This is a genomic window from Amycolatopsis sp. NPDC051372, from assembly GCF_040682095.1.
Classification (GTDB): domain Bacteria; phylum Actinomycetota; class Actinomycetes; order Mycobacteriales; family Pseudonocardiaceae; genus Amycolatopsis.
Genome location: NZ_JBFBAF010000015.1, coordinates 67,063 through 82,786, shown reverse-complemented (window position 1 = coordinate 82,786; position 15,724 = coordinate 67,063). Strand labels below are relative to the sequence as shown.

General features: G+C 72.2%; 12 protein-coding genes and 1 pseudogene. 4 read left to right on the top strand and 9 right to left on the bottom strand.

The window, feature by feature from the left end; genetic code table 11:
- The first annotated feature begins 19 nt into the window (after window positions 1–19).
- The 3 genes from AB0M56_RS23070 to AB0M56_RS23060 all read left to right on the top strand — a co-directional run bounded on the left by AB0M56_RS23070 (window position 20) and on the right by AB0M56_RS23060 (window position 3,942).
- The gene (locus AB0M56_RS23070; protein WP_364179406.1) at window positions 20–1,528 is read left to right on the top strand and encodes a glutamate synthase subunit beta; all 1,509 of its coding nucleotides are present in this window, start codon (window positions 20–22) and stop codon (window positions 1,526–1,528) included.
- Window positions 1,529–1,851: 323 nt separating this feature from the next.
- On the top strand, window positions 1,852–2,370 hold the full coding sequence (locus AB0M56_RS23065) for a ScyD/ScyE family protein (protein ID WP_364179405.1): 519 nt from the start codon (window positions 1,852–1,854) through the stop codon (window positions 2,368–2,370).
- 180 nt (window positions 2,371–2,550) lie between these two features.
- Window positions 2,551–3,942 carry a class II 3-deoxy-7-phosphoheptulonate synthase gene (locus AB0M56_RS23060; RefSeq protein ID WP_220238047.1) on the top strand — a complete coding sequence of 464 codons (1,392 nt, stop codon included), beginning with the start codon at window positions 2,551–2,553 and terminating at the stop codon, window positions 3,940–3,942.
- A gap of 4 nt (window positions 3,943–3,946) precedes the next feature.
- Here the strand turns inward: AB0M56_RS23060 and AB0M56_RS23055 are convergent, their stop codons facing one another.
- The 5 genes and pseudogenes from AB0M56_RS23055 to AB0M56_RS23035 form a co-directional block, all read right to left on the bottom strand.
- Complete coding sequence (locus AB0M56_RS23055; protein ID WP_364179403.1) at window positions 3,947–5,272, bottom strand: wax ester/triacylglycerol synthase family O-acyltransferase; 1,326 nt, start codon at window positions 5,270–5,272, stop codon at window positions 3,947–3,949.
- A gap of 946 nt (window positions 5,273–6,218) precedes the next feature.
- Window positions 6,219–6,833, bottom strand: a pseudogene (locus tag AB0M56_RS23050) (hypothetical protein); the annotation flags it as partial.
- A 3-nt stretch (window positions 6,834–6,836) separates the two neighbouring features.
- Window positions 6,837–8,339 (bottom strand): SPFH domain-containing protein, encoded by a 1,503-nt coding sequence (locus AB0M56_RS23045; protein ID WP_364179401.1) that lies wholly within the window; start codon window positions 8,337–8,339, stop codon window positions 6,837–6,839.
- Between the two features lie 46 nt (window positions 8,340–8,385).
- Entirely contained in the window at window positions 8,386–8,595 is a 210-nt protein-coding gene (locus AB0M56_RS23040; protein ID WP_364179399.1) for a hypothetical protein, read from the bottom strand.
- The gene (locus AB0M56_RS23035) at window positions 8,592–10,652 is read right to left on the bottom strand and encodes a PASTA domain-containing protein (protein WP_364179398.1); all 2,061 of its coding nucleotides are present in this window, start codon (window positions 10,650–10,652) and stop codon (window positions 8,592–8,594) included. Before AB0M56_RS23035 ends, AB0M56_RS23040 begins: the two co-directional genes overlap by 4 nt.
- 103 nt (window positions 10,653–10,755) lie before the next feature.
- On the opposite strand from AB0M56_RS23035, the gene AB0M56_RS23030 reads away from it, so the two are divergent.
- Window positions 10,756–11,124 (top strand): Rv2175c family DNA-binding protein, encoded by a 369-nt coding sequence (locus tag AB0M56_RS23030; protein WP_354863772.1) that lies wholly within the window; start codon window positions 10,756–10,758, stop codon window positions 11,122–11,124.
- A gap of 154 nt (window positions 11,125–11,278) precedes the next feature.
- Here the strand turns inward: AB0M56_RS23030 and AB0M56_RS23025 are convergent, their stop codons facing one another.
- Genes AB0M56_RS23025 through AB0M56_RS23010 form a run of 4 tightly spaced genes read right to left on the bottom strand, consistent with a single transcriptional unit; the run spans window position 11,279 to window position 15,557 of the window.
- Window positions 11,279–12,067: an LLM class F420-dependent oxidoreductase gene (locus AB0M56_RS23025; RefSeq protein WP_364179396.1), complete on the bottom strand. Its 789-nt coding sequence runs from the start codon at window positions 12,065–12,067 to the stop codon at window positions 11,279–11,281.
- A 3-nt stretch (window positions 12,068–12,070) separates the two neighbouring features.
- The gene (locus tag AB0M56_RS23020) at window positions 12,071–12,994 is read right to left on the bottom strand and encodes a phytoene/squalene synthase family protein (protein WP_364179394.1); all 924 of its coding nucleotides are present in this window, start codon (window positions 12,992–12,994) and stop codon (window positions 12,071–12,073) included.
- Window positions 12,991–14,469, bottom strand: coding sequence for a phytoene desaturase family protein (gene crtI / locus AB0M56_RS23015; RefSeq protein ID WP_364179392.1), 1,479 nt, complete (start codon window positions 14,467–14,469; stop codon window positions 12,991–12,993). The genes AB0M56_RS23020 and crtI overlap by 4 nt, the downstream gene beginning before the upstream one ends.
- Window positions 14,466–15,557 carry a polyprenyl synthetase family protein gene (locus tag AB0M56_RS23010; RefSeq protein ID WP_364179390.1) on the bottom strand — a complete coding sequence of 364 codons (1,092 nt, stop codon included), beginning with the start codon at window positions 15,555–15,557 and terminating at the stop codon, window positions 14,466–14,468. The genes crtI and AB0M56_RS23010 overlap by 4 nt, the downstream gene beginning before the upstream one ends.
- Window positions 15,558–15,724: the final 167 nt, after the last annotated feature.

Sequence of the window (15,724 nt, the reverse complement as noted above, 5' to 3'; positions counted from 1 at the left end):
CGGGAAACAGAGGCCGCTCGTGGCTGACCCGACGGGTTTCATGAAGTACCGGCGCGAAGAGCCGAAGAAGAGGTCCAAAGAGGACCGTCTCGCTTCCTGGGGCGAGGTCTACGCCGACGTCGAACCGGCGGAGCGCAACGAAACCGTGCGCACGCAGGCCTCGCGCTGCATGGACTGCGGTATCCCGTTCTGTCACTCCGGCGGCTCGGGTTGCCCGCTCGGCAACCTGATCCCGGAGTGGAACGACCTCGTCCGCCGCGGCGACTGGGCCGCGGCGAGCGACCGGCTGCACGCCACCAACAACTTCCCCGAGTTCACCGGCAAGCTGTGCCCGGCGCCGTGCGAGGCCGGCTGCGTGCTGGCGATCTCGCCGCTGTCGGGCGGGCCGGTGGCCATCAAGCGGGTGGAGGCGACGATCGCCGACCAGTCGTGGGAATCCGGGTACGTGCAGCCGCAGGTGTCGGAGGTGTCCTCGGGCCGCCGCGTCGCCGTGGTCGGCTCCGGGCCGGCCGGGCTCGCCGCCGCGCAGCAGCTCACCCGCGCGGGCCACGAGGTCACGGTGTTCGAGCGCGACGACCGCCTCGGCGGCCTGCTGCGCTACGGCATCCCCGAGTTCAAGATGGAGAAGAAGGTCCTCGACCGGCGCCTCGCGCAGCTGCGCAAGGAAGGCACGCGGTTCGTCACCGGCTGCGAGGTCGGCGTGGACCTGACGGTGGAGGACCTGCGCGAGCAGTACGACGCCGTGGTGCTTGCCGTGGGCGCGCTGCGCGGTCGCGACGACCAGACCACGCCGGGCCGGGAGCTGCGCGGTATCCACCTCGCGATGGAGCACCTCGTGCCCGCCAATCGGTTCGTGGAGGGCGACGGCCCGTCGCCGATCGACGCGGCCGGCAAGCACGTGGTCGTGATCGGCGGTGGAGACACCGGCGCCGACTCCTACGGCACGGCCACCCGTCAGGGCGCGCTGTCGGTGACGCAGCTGGACCAGTACCCCGTGCCGCCGACGAGCCGCGACGACGACCGCTCGCCGTGGCCGACGTGGCCCTACATCCTGCGCACCTACCCGGCGCACGAGGAGGCCGGCGAGCGCAAGTTCGCCGTGGCCGTGAAGCGGTTCGTCGACGATGGCGCCGGCCAGGTCAAGGCCCTTGAGCTGCAGCAGGTCCGCGTGGTGAAGGACCCGGAGACGGGCCGGCGCGAGGTCGTGCCGACCAGCGACGAGGTCGAGGTGCTGCCCGCCGACCTGGTGCTGCTGGCGATCGGCTTCGAGGGCGTGGAGCGGATGCCGCTGCTCGACGGTCTCGGCCTTTCCCTGACGCGGCGCGGCACTTTGTCGTGCGGCGCCGACTGGCAGACCGCGACGCCGGGCGTGTTCGTCTGCGGCGACGCCCACCGCGGCGCGTCGCTGGTGGTGTGGGCCATCGCCGAGGGGCGATCCGTGGCCAACGCCGTGGACGCGTTCCTCATGGGCGACTCGGACCTGCCGTCCCCGGTGCACCCGACGGCGTTGCCGCTCGCGGTGGTCTGACCCGCCGTTCTCCGGGCCCACGTTCTGCGGGCCCCACGTTCGGCAGGCCCCCAGCGCAATGGCGCGCTGGGGGCCTGTTTTTCACCGGCGCCCTCGCGCGGGTGAACTTCCCGGCACACACGGTGGTTTCCGCTGACCGTCGAGAGTGGACCGGTCACCGGGAGCGGCAGTTCGCGCTCTGTGGTGTCGTTTTTTCGCACTCCCCCTTTATTCGGTTTTTCAAGCCGAGACTTTTGGTGTCGTGAGCGCCGCGTCGACCGGTTCGAAGACCGTGGCCATGGGCCTGAGCAGCCCCGCGGCACCTGACCATCCACGACGGCAAGGTGAAGCAGGTCGGCCGCGGCAAGATCAGCGTGCTGGCCGTGTTCCCGGTCAAGATGGCGCCCGCGCCGCCCGCGCTGGGTCTGCCGCCGGGTACGAAGGTCCCGATGCAGTCCGTGCCGACGTCCGTGGTCGTGGGTCCCGACGGCGCGCTGTACGTGTCCGAGCTCAGCAGCGTCGGCGTGGGCGTCGGCGTCGCGCGCGTCAGGCGCGTCGTGCCGGGTCGCTCGCCGACGATCTACGCCGATGGTCTCATCGCGCTCACCGACCTGGCGTTCGACCGCAAAGGCCGGCTGCTCGTGGTGACCTTCGCCGAGGACGGCATCGCCGCGCCGCCCTCGGACGGCGTGCTGACGCGGATCGAGAAGAACGGCAAGAAGACCGTGCTCGCGTCCGCCGGACTGGCCCAGGCCACCGGCCTGGCGATCGACGGCGACGACGTGTACATCGTCAACCACGGCACGTCGCCGGGTACCGGCAAGCCATCCGGCTCGATCGAGAAGCTGACGGTGCGCAATTGAGGCCCGGCTCCGGGCGGACGGGTCCCCCTTCTCCGGCGCCCGCCCTCGGCGGCGAGCGAAACGTGAAGCAGATTTCTCGCCGCGGCGGCCCTTCGCGCTGTACCTGCCCGGACGAACCGGACGTGTGACCCGCACCGCCCTCCCGGAACCGCGCGGGCGGCGAACCTTATCCTGGGAGCCGTGAACTGGACAGTGGACGTTCCCGTCGACACGCTTCCCGAGCTCCCGCCGCTTCCGCCCGAGCTGCGTTCGCGCCTCGACGCGGCCCTGGCCCTGCCCGCCGCCCAGCAGCCCGAGTGGCCTGACGTCGAGCTGGCCAAGCGCGTCCGGGGCGTGCTGGAGAGCGTGCCGCCGATCACCGTGCCCGCCGAGATCGACCGGCTGCAGAGCCGGCTCGCGATGGTCGCGCGCGGCGAGGCCTTCCTGCTGCAGGGCGGCGACTGCGCCGAGACGTTCGAGTCCAACACCGAGCCCCACATCCGCGCCAACCTGCGCACGTTGCTGCAGATGGCGGTGGTCCTCACCTACGGCGCGAGCCTGCCCGTGGTGAAGATGGGCCGCATCGCCGGCCAGTACGCCAAGCCCCGTTCGGCGGCCACCGACGCGCTGGGCCTGCCCGTGTACCGCGGCGACATCATCAACTCGCTGGTGCCCAAGCCCGAGCTGCGCGTGCCCGACCCGGGCCGCATGATCCGCGCGTACGCCAACGCGGGTGCCGCCATGAACCTGGTCCGCGCCCTCACCGGCGCCGGCATGGCCGACCTGCACCAGGTGCACGACTGGAACAAGGACTTCGTGTCGGCCTCCCCGGCGGCGCAGCGCTTCGAGGCGCTGGCCAACGAGATCGACCGCGGCCTGCGGTTCATGAATGCCTGCGGCGTCACCGACACGTCGCTGCAGTCGACCGAGATCTTCGCCAGCCACGAGGCCCTGCTGCTCGACTACGAGCGCGCCCTGCTGCGCCTGGACAACGCCGACGCGGCCAACCCCAAGCTGTACAACCTGTCCTCGCACTTCCTCTGGATCGGCGAGCGCACCCGCCAGCTCGACGGCGCGCACATCGCATTCGCGGAGCTGCTGTCCAACCCGATCGGCCTCAAGATCGGCCCCACGACCACGCCCGAGCAGGCGCTGGAGTACGTCGAGCGCCTCGACCCGCGCCACGAAGAAGGCCGGCTCACGCTCATCTCCCGCATGGGCAACGGCAAGGTCCGCGAGGTGCTGCCCGCGATCGTCGAGAAGGTCGAGGCCTCGGGCCACAAGGTCATCTGGCAGTGCGACCCGATGCACGGCAACACGCACGAGTCGTCCACCGGCTACAAGACCCGCCACTTCGACCGCATCGTCGATGAGGTGCAGGGCTTCTTCGAGGTGCACCACAAGCTCGGCACCTACCCGGGCGGCATCCACGTGGAACTCACGGGCGAAGACGTCACCGAATGCCTCGGCGGCGCCCAGGAGATCTCCGACGTCGACCTCTCCGGCCGCTACGAAACCGCCTGCGACCCGCGGCTGAACACGCAGCAGTCGCTCGAGCTGGCGTTCCTCGTGGCGGAGATGCTGCGGGGCTGAGTCCCTAAACGGTGTTCAACAGCGCCGCGGTGGACTTCAGGACCGCGTCGCGCAGGCCGCCGAGGTCAGGGACGGCCTCGGCGTTCGCCTGGAGTCCGATGTGGACGCCGTCGCGGTAGGTGGCGACGGCGATGCCCACGGCGTGGCGCGGGGCCAGCGGCACGAACGGGTACACCTGCGCCAGCGGCGCGCCCGCGAGGGTGAGGCGGGCGGCCGGCAGCGGCACGGTGGTCACGACCAGGTCGAACAGCAGCGGCGCGGCCAGCCCGGCCGTTTTCGTGCCGAGGCGGTGCAGGACCGTGGGAACGCGGTCGGCGAGCAGCGGAAACGCGCCGGCGCCGCGGGCCGGGCCGCCGGCCTTGTTACGGGTCATCGCGCGGCGCACCAGGTTCAGGCGCTCGACGGGGTCGTCCTCGCCGATCGGCAGGTCGCACAGGTAGCCGGACAGTTTGTTGCCGCCGACCTGGCCCCCCGACCGGCCGCGCACGCTCACCGGGATCAGGGCCCGCAGCGTGCGCCCGTCGGCGCGTTTGCCGCGGTTGACCAGCCACTCGCGCAGCGCCCCGGCCAGCACGGCGAGCACGACGTCGTTGCCGGTGCCGCCGTGCGCGCGGCGAATGCGGCGGATGTCGGCGGTGGGCAGCCGCACGAACCCCAGGCGACGCTCGGCCGACGCGGGCGCCGACACGGGTGACAGGAGCGGCCGCGCCGCGCGGACGAGCGAGGTCGCGATCCCGGCCGTCTCCCCGGCGTGCGCGAGGGTGCCTTTCACGCTGTCTTTCACGCTGTGCAGCGCCGAACGCGGCCGCGGGATCGGCGCCGGCCCGGACGCGCGGGCGAGGGTGCGGTCCGCGACGGCCAGGCCGTCGAGCAGGCCGACGGTCACCGCGTACGCGCCTTCACCGTCGGTGAGGGCGTGGTGCAACTTGAGCAGCACCGCGAAACCACCCTGGGGCAGCCCGGTCACCACGGTCAGATCCCACAACGGACGGCTTGTGTCGAGCGGCTCGGCGATCCACCGCGCGGCGAAGTCCGTGAGCGGATCGGGGTCGTACAGCGTGCTCAGCTCGTGGTGGTGGATGTGTTGCGCCGCAACAAAATCCGGATCATCCGACCAAGTCGCGGAACCGGGCGGAAACAGCTCGGTCCGCGTTTTTCGGCGCAGCTGCGGCATTTTCTCCGCGCGCGACACCAGCAGCGCCGCGAGCTCCGCGCCGTCGGCTCGCCCGCGAGAGGTGAACACCAGTACCGCACCCATGTGCATTGGCGCGGTTTCGCTTTCCAGGCACAGGAACGCGACGTCGAGCGGGCTGAGCGGGGTACGAACCATCTCGACCGTCCTCGTGCGGCAGGGCAGGGGTGGGCTGCGCCCCACGACACCACCTTGACATGACAGGAGGGTGGTCACCGTGTTTCGCGGGCGCTAACGACCCGCGGTTTCACTCACCCGGGTCACGCGCACCCCAGCGCCGCACCCACCCTCCCCGTGCCGGCTTCTCCTCCTTCGCGGGCCGGGACGGCTGCGGCAACGGCAGGGGGTGCGCCACGGTGGGCGCTTCGGCGGCCGGGGGTGGCGGCTGGGACGGCTGGGGGAGTGGCGAGCCTTCACCGGCCGTGCGCGGTGCCGGTTGCGGCAGCGGCTCGGCTGTTTCGGGAATGGCCAGCGCGATCGTGGGGCTGTCGCCGACGTCGGTGCTGCGTGGGGGAAGCGGTGCGGGCTCGCCGAGTGACTGCGGTGGCTGCTCGGACGCCGCCGGCGGGAGTGCGGACTGCGCCAGCAGCGCGGCGAGGCCGGCCGGAGGGTGTGCGGTGGGCGTGCTGTCGGCGCGGGTGCTGGGGGTGCGTCGGGGGAGGGGCGCGGCCGTGCCCGGTGGACGCGGCGCCGGGCGGTCGGGACCGAGGGCGACGTTGTGGCGGGGGAGCAGAGACGCTTCGGCCAAGTGTGGGAGCAGCACCGAGGGAGACCGCGGAGGCGAAGGCTCGCCGGGTGCGGTCACGGGCTGGGTGGTCGCCACACTGCCGAAACCGCCGCTGGAGGTGGGGCCGGCGGCGCGGGGTGCGGCTGCCGGGCCCCGGCCCTCGGCAGCGCCGAAGGCGTTGCGGTTGGGGAAGGGCTCGCCAGGTGCGGCAGCGTCGCGGCGGGGAAGGGGTTCGCCGCTGTCGGAACCGGTGCCGGCAAGGCGCGGCAGCGACCCGGCGGACCCGGCTGACCGCACCGGCGGGACACCTTCGTCCGCCGAAGCCGAAGGAGCAGCCTCACCCGACACCCCCGTGTGCCGCAACCTCACCCCGTGACCCGGCCGTTTCGGCAGCCCCGGCCACAACTCCCCGGCGTCGGCCGCCGCCGCCCGAATCGCCGCGCCGTCCAGCTCCGTGTGCGTTTCCTTGATGTCCCGGTCGAGCCACTGGATCACCAGCGTGAACGGCCCGTCCCCCGGCAACGGCCACACGAAGATCTGGTGGTCCAGGTGGAACTGCGTCCCGCCGCCACCCACGGCGCGCAGGACCGGCTGCGCGGGCTCCGAAGCGGACGGTACCGAGATCGATTCGGAGCTGCCGCGGCTCCCGTCGGGGTACAGCACGCCGACGAGCAGCGCGTTGTAGTCCGGGATCCGCCGGTGGTCGATGAGGGAGCCGCTGCGGCCCTCCTGCAGGCTGTCGCGCGAGTACACCGCCAGACGCAGCGTCAGGGCTTCCGGCCAGACTTCGATGCCGCGCAGGGCGACGATCGTGCGTTCGGAACGGCCGAGCGGCCGCGCCCACGGCAGGAGCGCCGGGACGATGTGGTCGTTCGGCGGGCCCATCCACGGACGGCCCTCGTAGCCGAACAGCTCCTGCTCCCGCACGGGGAACAGGGGGCGTTCACGAGGACCGTCCGTGAAGAAGCTCATGGGCTACTCGCGCGGGGAGAGGTCGCCGTTCGACAGCGCCTGCTCCGAGCCCGTGGCGGCCGAGGGCTTCGAGGGGCTGCCCATGGCGTCCATCAGCTGGCGGGCCAGGCCGAGGCCCGTTCCGCCGAGCGACAACGCCTTGGTGAACATGTCCGACATCCCGTCCGCGCCGTTCAGGACCACCATGTGGTCGACGTTACCGAACGCCTGCGCGCCGGCCTCGACGATTTCCGGCCAACGTTCGGCCAGCTGTTGTGCTACCACAGCTTCCTGGTTCTCCGCCAGTGCCGCCGCCCGCGCCTTGATGGACTCGGCCTCCGCCAGACCGCGAGCCCGGGCCGACTCGGCCTCCGCGAGACCCCGCGCCTTCGCGGCCTGCGCCTCCGCCAGACCGCGAGCCTGGGCGGCCGCCGCCTCGGCCTCACCGGTGGCGCGCGTGGCCCCCGCCGACGCCTCGGCCCGGGCCTTCGTGGCCTGCGCCTCCGCCTCGGCGGCCGTCTTCACCCGCGTCGCGTCGGCCGCGGCCCGCAGCTCGGTCTCCTTCGCCTCGGCCTGCGCGCGGGCGATCTGGGCGTCGCGGTCGGCGTCGGCCGTCGTGCGCGTCTCGTACGCCTTCGCGTCGGCCGGCTTGCGGACCTGCGACTGCAGCCGCTGCTCGGCCAGCGCGGCCTCCAGCTCGGCCGCCCGCGTCTCCTGGACCACGACCTCCTGCCGCGCCGTCGCCTCGGCCAGCGGGCCCGACTGGCTCGCCTTCGCCTTGGCCTGGTCGACCTCGGCTTGGTAGCCGGCCTGCTTGATCTGGCTCTCCCGCATCGCGCCCGCGTTCTGCGCGGCGGCGACCTGCTCGGCCTGCGTGGCCTCCTGGTCGCGTTGCGCCTCGGCGATGCGGGCCGCGGCCGCGATGGCCGCGGCGTGCGGCTTGCCGAGGTTGAGGATGTAGCCGGACTCGTCGTCGATCTCCTGGATCTGCAGCGAGTCGACGATCAGGCCCAGCTTGATCATCTCCGTGGCCGACGACTGGCGGACCTCGCCGGTCAACGCGTCGCGGTTGTGGATCATCTCCTCGATGGTCAGCCCGCCCACGATCGAGCGCAGGTGGCCCGAGAACAGCTCGTGGATGGTGTCGTTCATGCCCTTCTGCTGGTCGAGGAAGCGGCGGGCGGCGTTGGCGATGGAGGCGTAGTCGTCGCCCACCTTGTAGATGACCACCGCGCGCACGGTCACGGGCAGGCCCTGCTTGGTCACGCAGGACACCTGCAGGTTGACGCCGCGTGTGTCGAGCGAGAGCCGTCGCGCGGTCTGGAAGCCGGGAATCACGTTGACACCCCGGCCGGTCACGATCTTGAACCCGAGGCTGTCGGCGGTCTCGGTGCGCTCCACCCGGATCCCCCACCCGGAGATGATGAGCGCTTCGTTCGGCTCCGCGACCTTGTACAGGATTCGCAGAAGCCCGAAGAGCACGATCACGGCTATCACCGCGATCGCGACGATGAGCCAGATTTCCATAACCCCTCGCAGCCCGATTTCGGTTGTTGGTAGCTCTTCGACGCCGCTAAGGCTTCAGCGGTTGCCACCGTTCAACGTAAACCGTCCGCGGGGGTTCGAAATCCACCACAAGGACCTGAGTGCCGCTCGGGAAGCTCACTTCGGGGTCGGCCGCGTAGGCGTAGAAGGCCTCGGTGCCGCCGCGGACGCTGAGCAGCACCTCTCCGATCAGGCCGGGGCCGACGGCGCCCGTGACGCGGCCTCGGTTGCCGATCATCCGCCGAAGCCCCGGATTTTCACCTTCGTGCCCTTCGGCACCAGCGAACCCGGCTGCGGGTCCTGCTGGAAGACGAAGTTGAAGCCGCCGCCGCCACCGTGGCCGCGGCCACCACCGCCCCCCTGCTTGTCGACATCGAGCCCGGCCTGCTTGAGGATCTGCTCGGCCTCGTCGAACTGTTTGAACCGCACGTCGGGCACCTGCACGGCGTTGGAGACGAAGACCCTCACCTGCTTGCTGCCCGGCGAGTTCGCCGGCGGGTCCGTCCGGGTGACGCCGCCGGCCGGAATCGTCTGCGAGAACTCCTCGCCGCCGTCCACCGGCTGGAAGCCGGCCTGCTGCAGCAGCTGGAACGCCTCGTCCTTCGGCCGGCCCGTGACGTCGGGCACCGGCGGGAGCGGTTCCGGACCCTTCGACAGGACCACGGTGACCTGGCCGCCGATGTTCACCGGCGTGCCGGCCGCGGGGCTCACGCTCACGACGGTGCCCTGGGGCGCGGTGTCGCTGAACGCCGGTGTGCCCTGCGTGACGGTGAGCTGCTGGCCCTGGATCGCCTTCGTCGCGTCGGCCAGCGAGGTGCCGACCTGGATGTTGGGCACCACCGGCTTGCCCTTGGACACGACGACGGAGACGTTGGCGTCTTTCTCCAGCTGCGTGCCCTCGGCCGGCGTCACCTTGACCACGGTGTTGGCCGGCACGGTGTTGCTGAACTCCTGGCTGTACTGCGGCGTCAGGTTCGCCGCGCGCAGCTTGTCGCCGGCCTCGGCCTGCGTCAGGCCCACGAGCTTCGGCACGGCCGACGTGGTGGGCGCCGACTCGCTGAGGATGAACGCGAACGCCCCGATCAGCCCGCCCAGCACGAGCACGCCCACCGCGATCAGGGCGAACATCTTCCGCCGGTCCCGCGGTTTCGGCTCGTCGGCCGGCGGACGCGGGCGACGCGGCGGAGGCGGGGTGGCCGGCGGGGGCACCGCGACCTGCTGCGTCGGCATCGGCTGGCCCGTGGGCGGCGACGGCGGCGGCCCGGCCGGGACCGCCCGGGTCAGTGCGCGCGTGCCCTGCGGACCCGAGACCGGCATCGTCTGCTCGGTCACCGGGATGCGCGGCATGGTGCGCTCGGTGTCGGACATGCGGTCGCCGTCCGGCGGCGGGGGCACGGGCACGGGAACGACCGGCAGGCCCAGCTCCGCGCGCACGGCCTGCAGCTCGGCCAGGAACACGCCGGCGTCGGCCGGGCGCAGCTCGGAGTCGCGGCGGGTGGCGCGCAGGATGAGGTCGTCGAGCGCGGGCGGCAGGTCCGGCCGCAGCTCGCCGGGGCGCGGCACGTCGTCGTTCACGTGCCGGTAGGCGACCGACAGGGCCGTGTCGCCGGTGTAGGGCGCCTGGCCGGTGAGCATCTCGTACAGCAGGATCCCGGCCGAGTACACGTCGCCGCGGGCGCCCGTGACGCCCGTGGTGACCTGCTCGGGCGAGAGGTAGGCGACGGTGCCCAGGATGACGCTCGAGCTCGTGGTGCCCGCGCTGGCGACCGCGCGCACCAGGCCGAAGTCGCCGACCTTGACCACGCCGCCCGACAGGGCGCCGCTGCTGCGGCCGATGAGCACGTTCTCGGGCTTCACGTCGCGGTGCACCAGCCCGGCGGCGTGCGCGGCGGCCAGAGCCGACAGCACGGGCTCGGCGATGCTCAGCGCGAGCGCGACGTCGAGCTTGCCCTGCTCGGACAGCAGGTCGCGCAGCGTCCCGCCGTCCACGAGCTCCATCACGAGGAAGGCGAGCCCCGCGTCCTCGCCGGGCGGGACGTCGAAGCCCTGGTCGTGCACGGCCACCACGTTCGGGTGGTGCAACTGGGCGGCCGAACGCGCTTCGCGCACGAAACGGTCCACGAACGAGCGGTCGTCGGCGAAGCGGGGATCCATGATCTTGATCGCGACCGCGCGGTCCAGCCGGGTGTCCATCCCCCGGTAGACCGACGACATCCCGCCCTGGGCGAGCAGCCTGTCCACGCGGTAGCGGCGTTCGAGCAGCGTGCCGACGAGGCTGGGGTGCGTGCGTGTCACGGCTGGTTATCGTACGGAACCACGCCCGCGCGGGTGAGGTGAGGCGGCGGGTCACCCGTGCGTACCAGTCGGGAAACCGGCCGAATGTGGCACAGTGTCACGTGTGAGTGGGATTCCTGTCGCCGATGACGTCCTCGACTCCGCTGTCACCGTCCTTCCCCTGAATCAGGTGGCGGCCGTGCTCGGGATCTCGTCCAACAAAGTGCGCCAGATGCTGCGCGACGGTCATCTGATCGCCGTGCGCCGCAAAGGCGACCTGTGCGTGCCCAGCGACTTCTTCGTCAAAGACGGAGTGGTCAAGGGCCTGGCGGGCACCATCACGGTGCTCGCGGACTCGGGGTTCAGCCGCACCGAGATGCTGCGCTGGCTCTTCGCGGCCGACGACACGCTGCCGGGCATGACACCCGTCAACGCGCTGCGGACGAGCCACGGCACCGAGGTGAAGCGGCGCGCCCAGGCCATGGCTTTCTAGGCTTTTCGCCTGATTCGCTCCGCGCCGGTCCGACCACGCGGGGTGATCGATCACGGCCTGCCGACGGCCGCCGTGTCCGCTGTCCGAAACTTCTGTCCGAAACGCCCGAAGGCCTCCCCGCTCGCGCGAGGAGGCCTTCGGGGAACTTCGTGCGTCAGCCGTTTTGCTTGTCGCGCCAGGCGACCCAGTTCTTGAGGGCCGTGAGGTCGTAGTCGGGACCGCCGACGCCCACGGTGAACGTGCTCACGCCCAGCTCGACGAGCTTCGGGCCGAGCTCGTCCGGGTCGCCCTGCACACCGCAGGAGCGCTCGATCTCGAGCGGGTCGCGGCCGAGATCCGCGCAGTGCTGGTCAAGGATCTTCACCTTGCGCTCGACGACCTCCGGATCGCCGAAGCCGTGCCAGATGTCGGCGTGCTTGGCCACGAGCTTGAGGGTCTTCTTCTCGCCGCCACCGCCGATGAGCACGGGGATCTTGCGCGTCGGCGCCGGGTTCAGCTTGCCCAGGCGGGATTCGATGCGCGGCAGCGACTCGGCGAGGTTGTCGAGGCGCCCGCCGGCGGTGCCGAACTCGTAGCCGTACTCGTCGTAGTCCTTCTCGAACCAGCCCGAGCCGATGCCGAGGATGAGCCGGCCGCCCGAGATGTGGTCGACGGTGCGGGCCATGTCCGCGAGCAGCTCCGGGTTGCGGTAGCTGTTGCACGTCACCAGCGCGCCGATCTCGACGCGGGACGTCGACTCCGCCCAGGCGCCGAGCATGGTCCAGCACTCGAAGTGCATGCCGTCGGGATCGCCGTAGAGCGGGTAGAAGTGGTCCCAGTTGAAGACGATGTCGGCGCCGATGTCCTCGGCCGCCGAGGCGGTGCGGCGGATGGTGTCGTAGTCGGCGTGCTGCGGCTGGAGCTGGAGCCCGACTCGCAGACGCCGGTTCGAAGCGGAAGTCATGGCTCAGAGCCTACGCACGCGGCCGCGGGCCCACACAGTGAGCAGCCGCGGCAGAGCCACGGCCAGCCGGCGGCCCTTGCCGACGACCGCGCGCCGGTTGAGCACGTCGTAGTCCAGCGCCTCGATCTCGTCGAGGATGCCTTCGTACAGCGTGATCGCCGTGCGCACACAGGGCCGGGATTCGGGACGCAGCAACGGAATTCCGGCTTCGGCGCGCCGGTACACCGCGCGGGCGCGCGACACCGCGACGGCGAGCGCGCGCCGCACGCGCGGGTCGGGCAGCCCGCGCCGGCGCGTTTCCACCAGCAGTTCGCGATCCACGCGGAACACCGAAAGTTCTTCAACGGGAAGGTAAAGCCGGCCGCGGTCGAGGTCTTCACCGATGTCCCGTAAGAAATTCGTCAGCTGGAACGCTTCCCCGAGCGCCGCGGCGCTGGGTTCGGCTTCCGCCAAGGGAACGACGGTGCCGAACACCGGCAGCATCTGCAGCCCGATCACGCACGCCGAACCGTGGACGTACTCCGCCAGATCCGCGTAGGTGGCGTACTCGGTGACGGTGAGGTCCATCCGCATCGAGTGCAGGAACGCGTCCACGAGCTCACGCCGGATGCCGTAGCGGCGCACGGTGTCGGCGAGCGCGGCCGGCACCGGATCGGCGGGCGCGCCGCCTTCGTAGACCTCGTCGACCATCCCGGCCACTTCGTCCAGCGCCGCCTTGGGATCGGTGCCGGGTTCGGGGTTGTCCACGAGCTCGTCGGCCATGCGCGCGAAGCCGTACAGCGCGTGCGCGGCCGGCCGGGCGCGCGCCGGCAGGAGCCGGGTGGCGAGGAAGAACGTGCGGCCGTGGTGGGCGTTGATGCGGCGGCATTCGGTGTACGCGGCGCGCAGGCCGGGGTCCGAGATGCCGGCGGCGTCCAGTTCTGTCACCGGCCGGTGATCCTTTCCGCGGCGAGACGTCCGGAGATGAGCACCGGCGGGATGCCGACGCCGGGGGTGGTGCCGCAGCCAGCGAGCACCACGTTGCCCGCGGCCCGCACGAGGTTGGCGGGCCGGAACGGGCCGGTCTGGGCGAACGTGTGGGCGAGCGAGAACGGTGTGCCCGCGGACATTCCGCGTGCGGCCCAGTCGGCGGGGGTCACGACCTCGTCGACGGTGAACTCGTCGGCGAACCCCGTGAGCCCGCGCGATTCCAGCGTGCGCAGCAGTTCCGCGCGATAGGCGGGGCCGACGCGCGGCCAGTCGATGCGCCCGCGGCGCAGGTTCGGCGCGGGCGCGAGCACCGACACGATTTCGCCGCCGTCGCCCGCCAGCCCCGGTTCCGTCGCGGTGGGACGCGTGACGAGCAGCGAAGGATCGCTCATCAGCCGACCCTCGCGCACGATCTCGGCGAACGTCCGGTCCCAGGCGCGGCCGAAGAAGATCGTGTGGTGCCCGAGCTGCGGCCACGACCGTTTCGCGCGCCCGTGCAGGACCACGGCCGAAGGCGAGTAGCGCAACGGAAGCACGCGGTTGGGCCGGGCGCCCAGCAGCCGGTACGCGGTGCCGAGCTCGGTGGCGAGCACCACCGCGTCGCACTCGATCCGCTCGCCCGAGCGCGTGCGCACGGCCCGCACCCGCGACGACACCCGTTCCAGCCACGCCGCTTCGGTACCGAAACGCAGGTCGGCGCCCGCTTTCGCGGCGGCCGCGGCCATCGCGCGCGCGACCGCGCCCATGCCGCCGTGCGGGTAGTAGACGCCGCCGACGGTGTCCATGTACGCGATCACGCCGTACGCGCCGAGCGCCCGCGCCGGGTCCAGCCCCGCGTAGAGCGCCTGGAAGGAGAACAGCCGGCGCACGCGTTCGTCGCGCAGGAACCGGGCGATTTTCGGGCCGAGCCGCCCGAACCCGCCCAGCGCAGCGAGCTTCACCAGCTCCGGGCGCGCGAGGTCGAGCGGTGAATCGAAGTTGGCGCCGATGAAGTGGTCCTTCTGCGCCGCGTACAGGTCGGTGAGCCAGCGCCGCAGTGCGCGATAACCGGCGGCTTCGGCGGGGCCGGCGAACGCGCGGATCTCGGCTTCCATCGCCTCGCCGTCGGTACGCAGCGCAAGCGTGCTGCCGTCGGCGAAGCGGGCGTGGTAGGCGGGGTCGAGGCGGGTGAGCGGCAGCGTGTCCGCCAGCGATTCGCCGACGGCGTGCAGCGCCTCGTCCACCAGTTCCGGCATGGTCAGCACGCTCGCGCCGGTGTCCACGGCGTTGGCGCCGAAGTCCTGCTGCCCGGCGCGCCCGCCTGGCACCTTGCCCTGTTCCAGCAGTGTCACGCGGCGGCCCGCGCCGAGCAGGTGCAGCGACGCCGAAAGGCCGGCCAGACCCGCTCCGACCACCACCACGTGGTCGGTGGGCCCGGAGACGGTCTTGGTCACGAGGTCCGCCGCGTCGCCTTGCCGACGAGGTCGGCCAGCGCGGCCGGAGCCGGCTCGGCCAGGTGCGCGCGCTCGAGGGCGGCCATCGCCGAGGCGGTGAGGCCGTCGATGCGGTGCTCCACGGCGTCGACGGCGCCGACGCCGGTCAGGGCTTCGCGCACGGCGTCCACGGCCGTGTCGGACAGGTCGGCCTTGCCGATGGCGCCGGCGATCACCTTGGCGGCGGTGCGGTCGCCCCGCTCGTCGGCCAGCTGCAGGCCCAGGGCCACGAGCAGGGTGCGTTTGCCCTCGCGCAGGTCGTCGCCCGCGGGCTTGCCGGTCACGGACGGGTCGCCGAACACGCCGAGCAGGTCGTCGCGCAGCTGGAACGCCACGCCGACGTCGCCGCCGAACTCGAGCAGCGTGTCGACGAGCCGGTCGTCGGCCCCCGCGAGGGCGGCGCCCAGGTGCAGCGGGCGCTGCACGGTGTAGGCGGCGGTCTTCAGCCGGTCGATGCGCAGCGCGGCCTCGGGCGACGCGTCGCCGACGGCCTGCGTGCGGACGTCGAGGTACTGCCCGGCCAGCACCTCCGTGCGCATGGCTCGCCAGGCCGGGCGGGCCTTCGCCAGCGTCTCGGCGGGAAGCGGGGCCTCGGCGAACATGTCGTCGGCCCACGCGAGCGCGAGGTCGCCGACGAGCACCGCCGTGGCCAGCCCGAACGTCGCGGGCGAACCCAGCCAGCCGTGGTCGGCGTGCACCTTGGCCGAGGCCACGTGCACGGTCGGGTTGCCGCGGCGCGAGTCGGAGGAGTCGATGAGGTCGTCGTGGATCAGCGCGCACGCCTGGATCAGCTCGAGGCTCGCCACGACCTGCAGCGCGCCCTCGGCGGCTTCCCCGGAAGCCGCGCCGCCGGCTCCGCGCCAGCCCCACCACGCGAACGTCGGCCGGATGCGCTTGCCACCGCACAGCACGAAGCCCGACAGCACGTCGATGCCCGCCGCGACACTCGGCTCCGTGCGCACGATCTCGTCGCCCGCACGGTCGAGGAACGCGGTCAGCGCACGCTCGACGTGGGCAGGCAGATCGTCGTCGAAACCGGGCGCGTCCATGCCGCCATCATCCGGGGCGCGGGCCCGGCCGGTCGCGCCGGGTGCCCCCGATGTGGCGCACGAGACGCCGGATGCGGCTGACCGCCCGCGCGCCGGTCACGGTGGGCCCGCGGGTGTTCAGGCCCGCCCGGCCTGGCGTCGTCCTGGTGGTGGGCGTCGGCCGCCGG

Coding starts and splice junctions, on each gene's coding strand:
- AB0M56_RS23040 (WP_364179399.1), bottom strand. CDS start 8,595: ATGATCGGCAACCGAGGCCGCGTCACGGGCGCCGTCGGCCCCGGCCTG.
- AB0M56_RS23025 (WP_364179396.1), bottom strand. CDS start 12,067: ATGACTTCCGCTTCGAACCGGCGTCTGCGAGTCGGGCTCCAGCTCCAG.
- AB0M56_RS23010 (WP_364179390.1), bottom strand. CDS start 15,557: ATGGACGCGCCCGGTTTCGACGACGATCTGCCTGCCCACGTCGAGCGT.
- AB0M56_RS23055 (WP_364179403.1), bottom strand. CDS start 5,272: ATGGTTCGTACCCCGCTCAGCCCGCTCGACGTCGCGTTCCTGTGCCTG.
- AB0M56_RS23045 (WP_364179401.1), bottom strand. CDS start 8,339: ATGGAAATCTGGCTCATCGTCGCGATCGCGGTGATAGCCGTGATCGTG.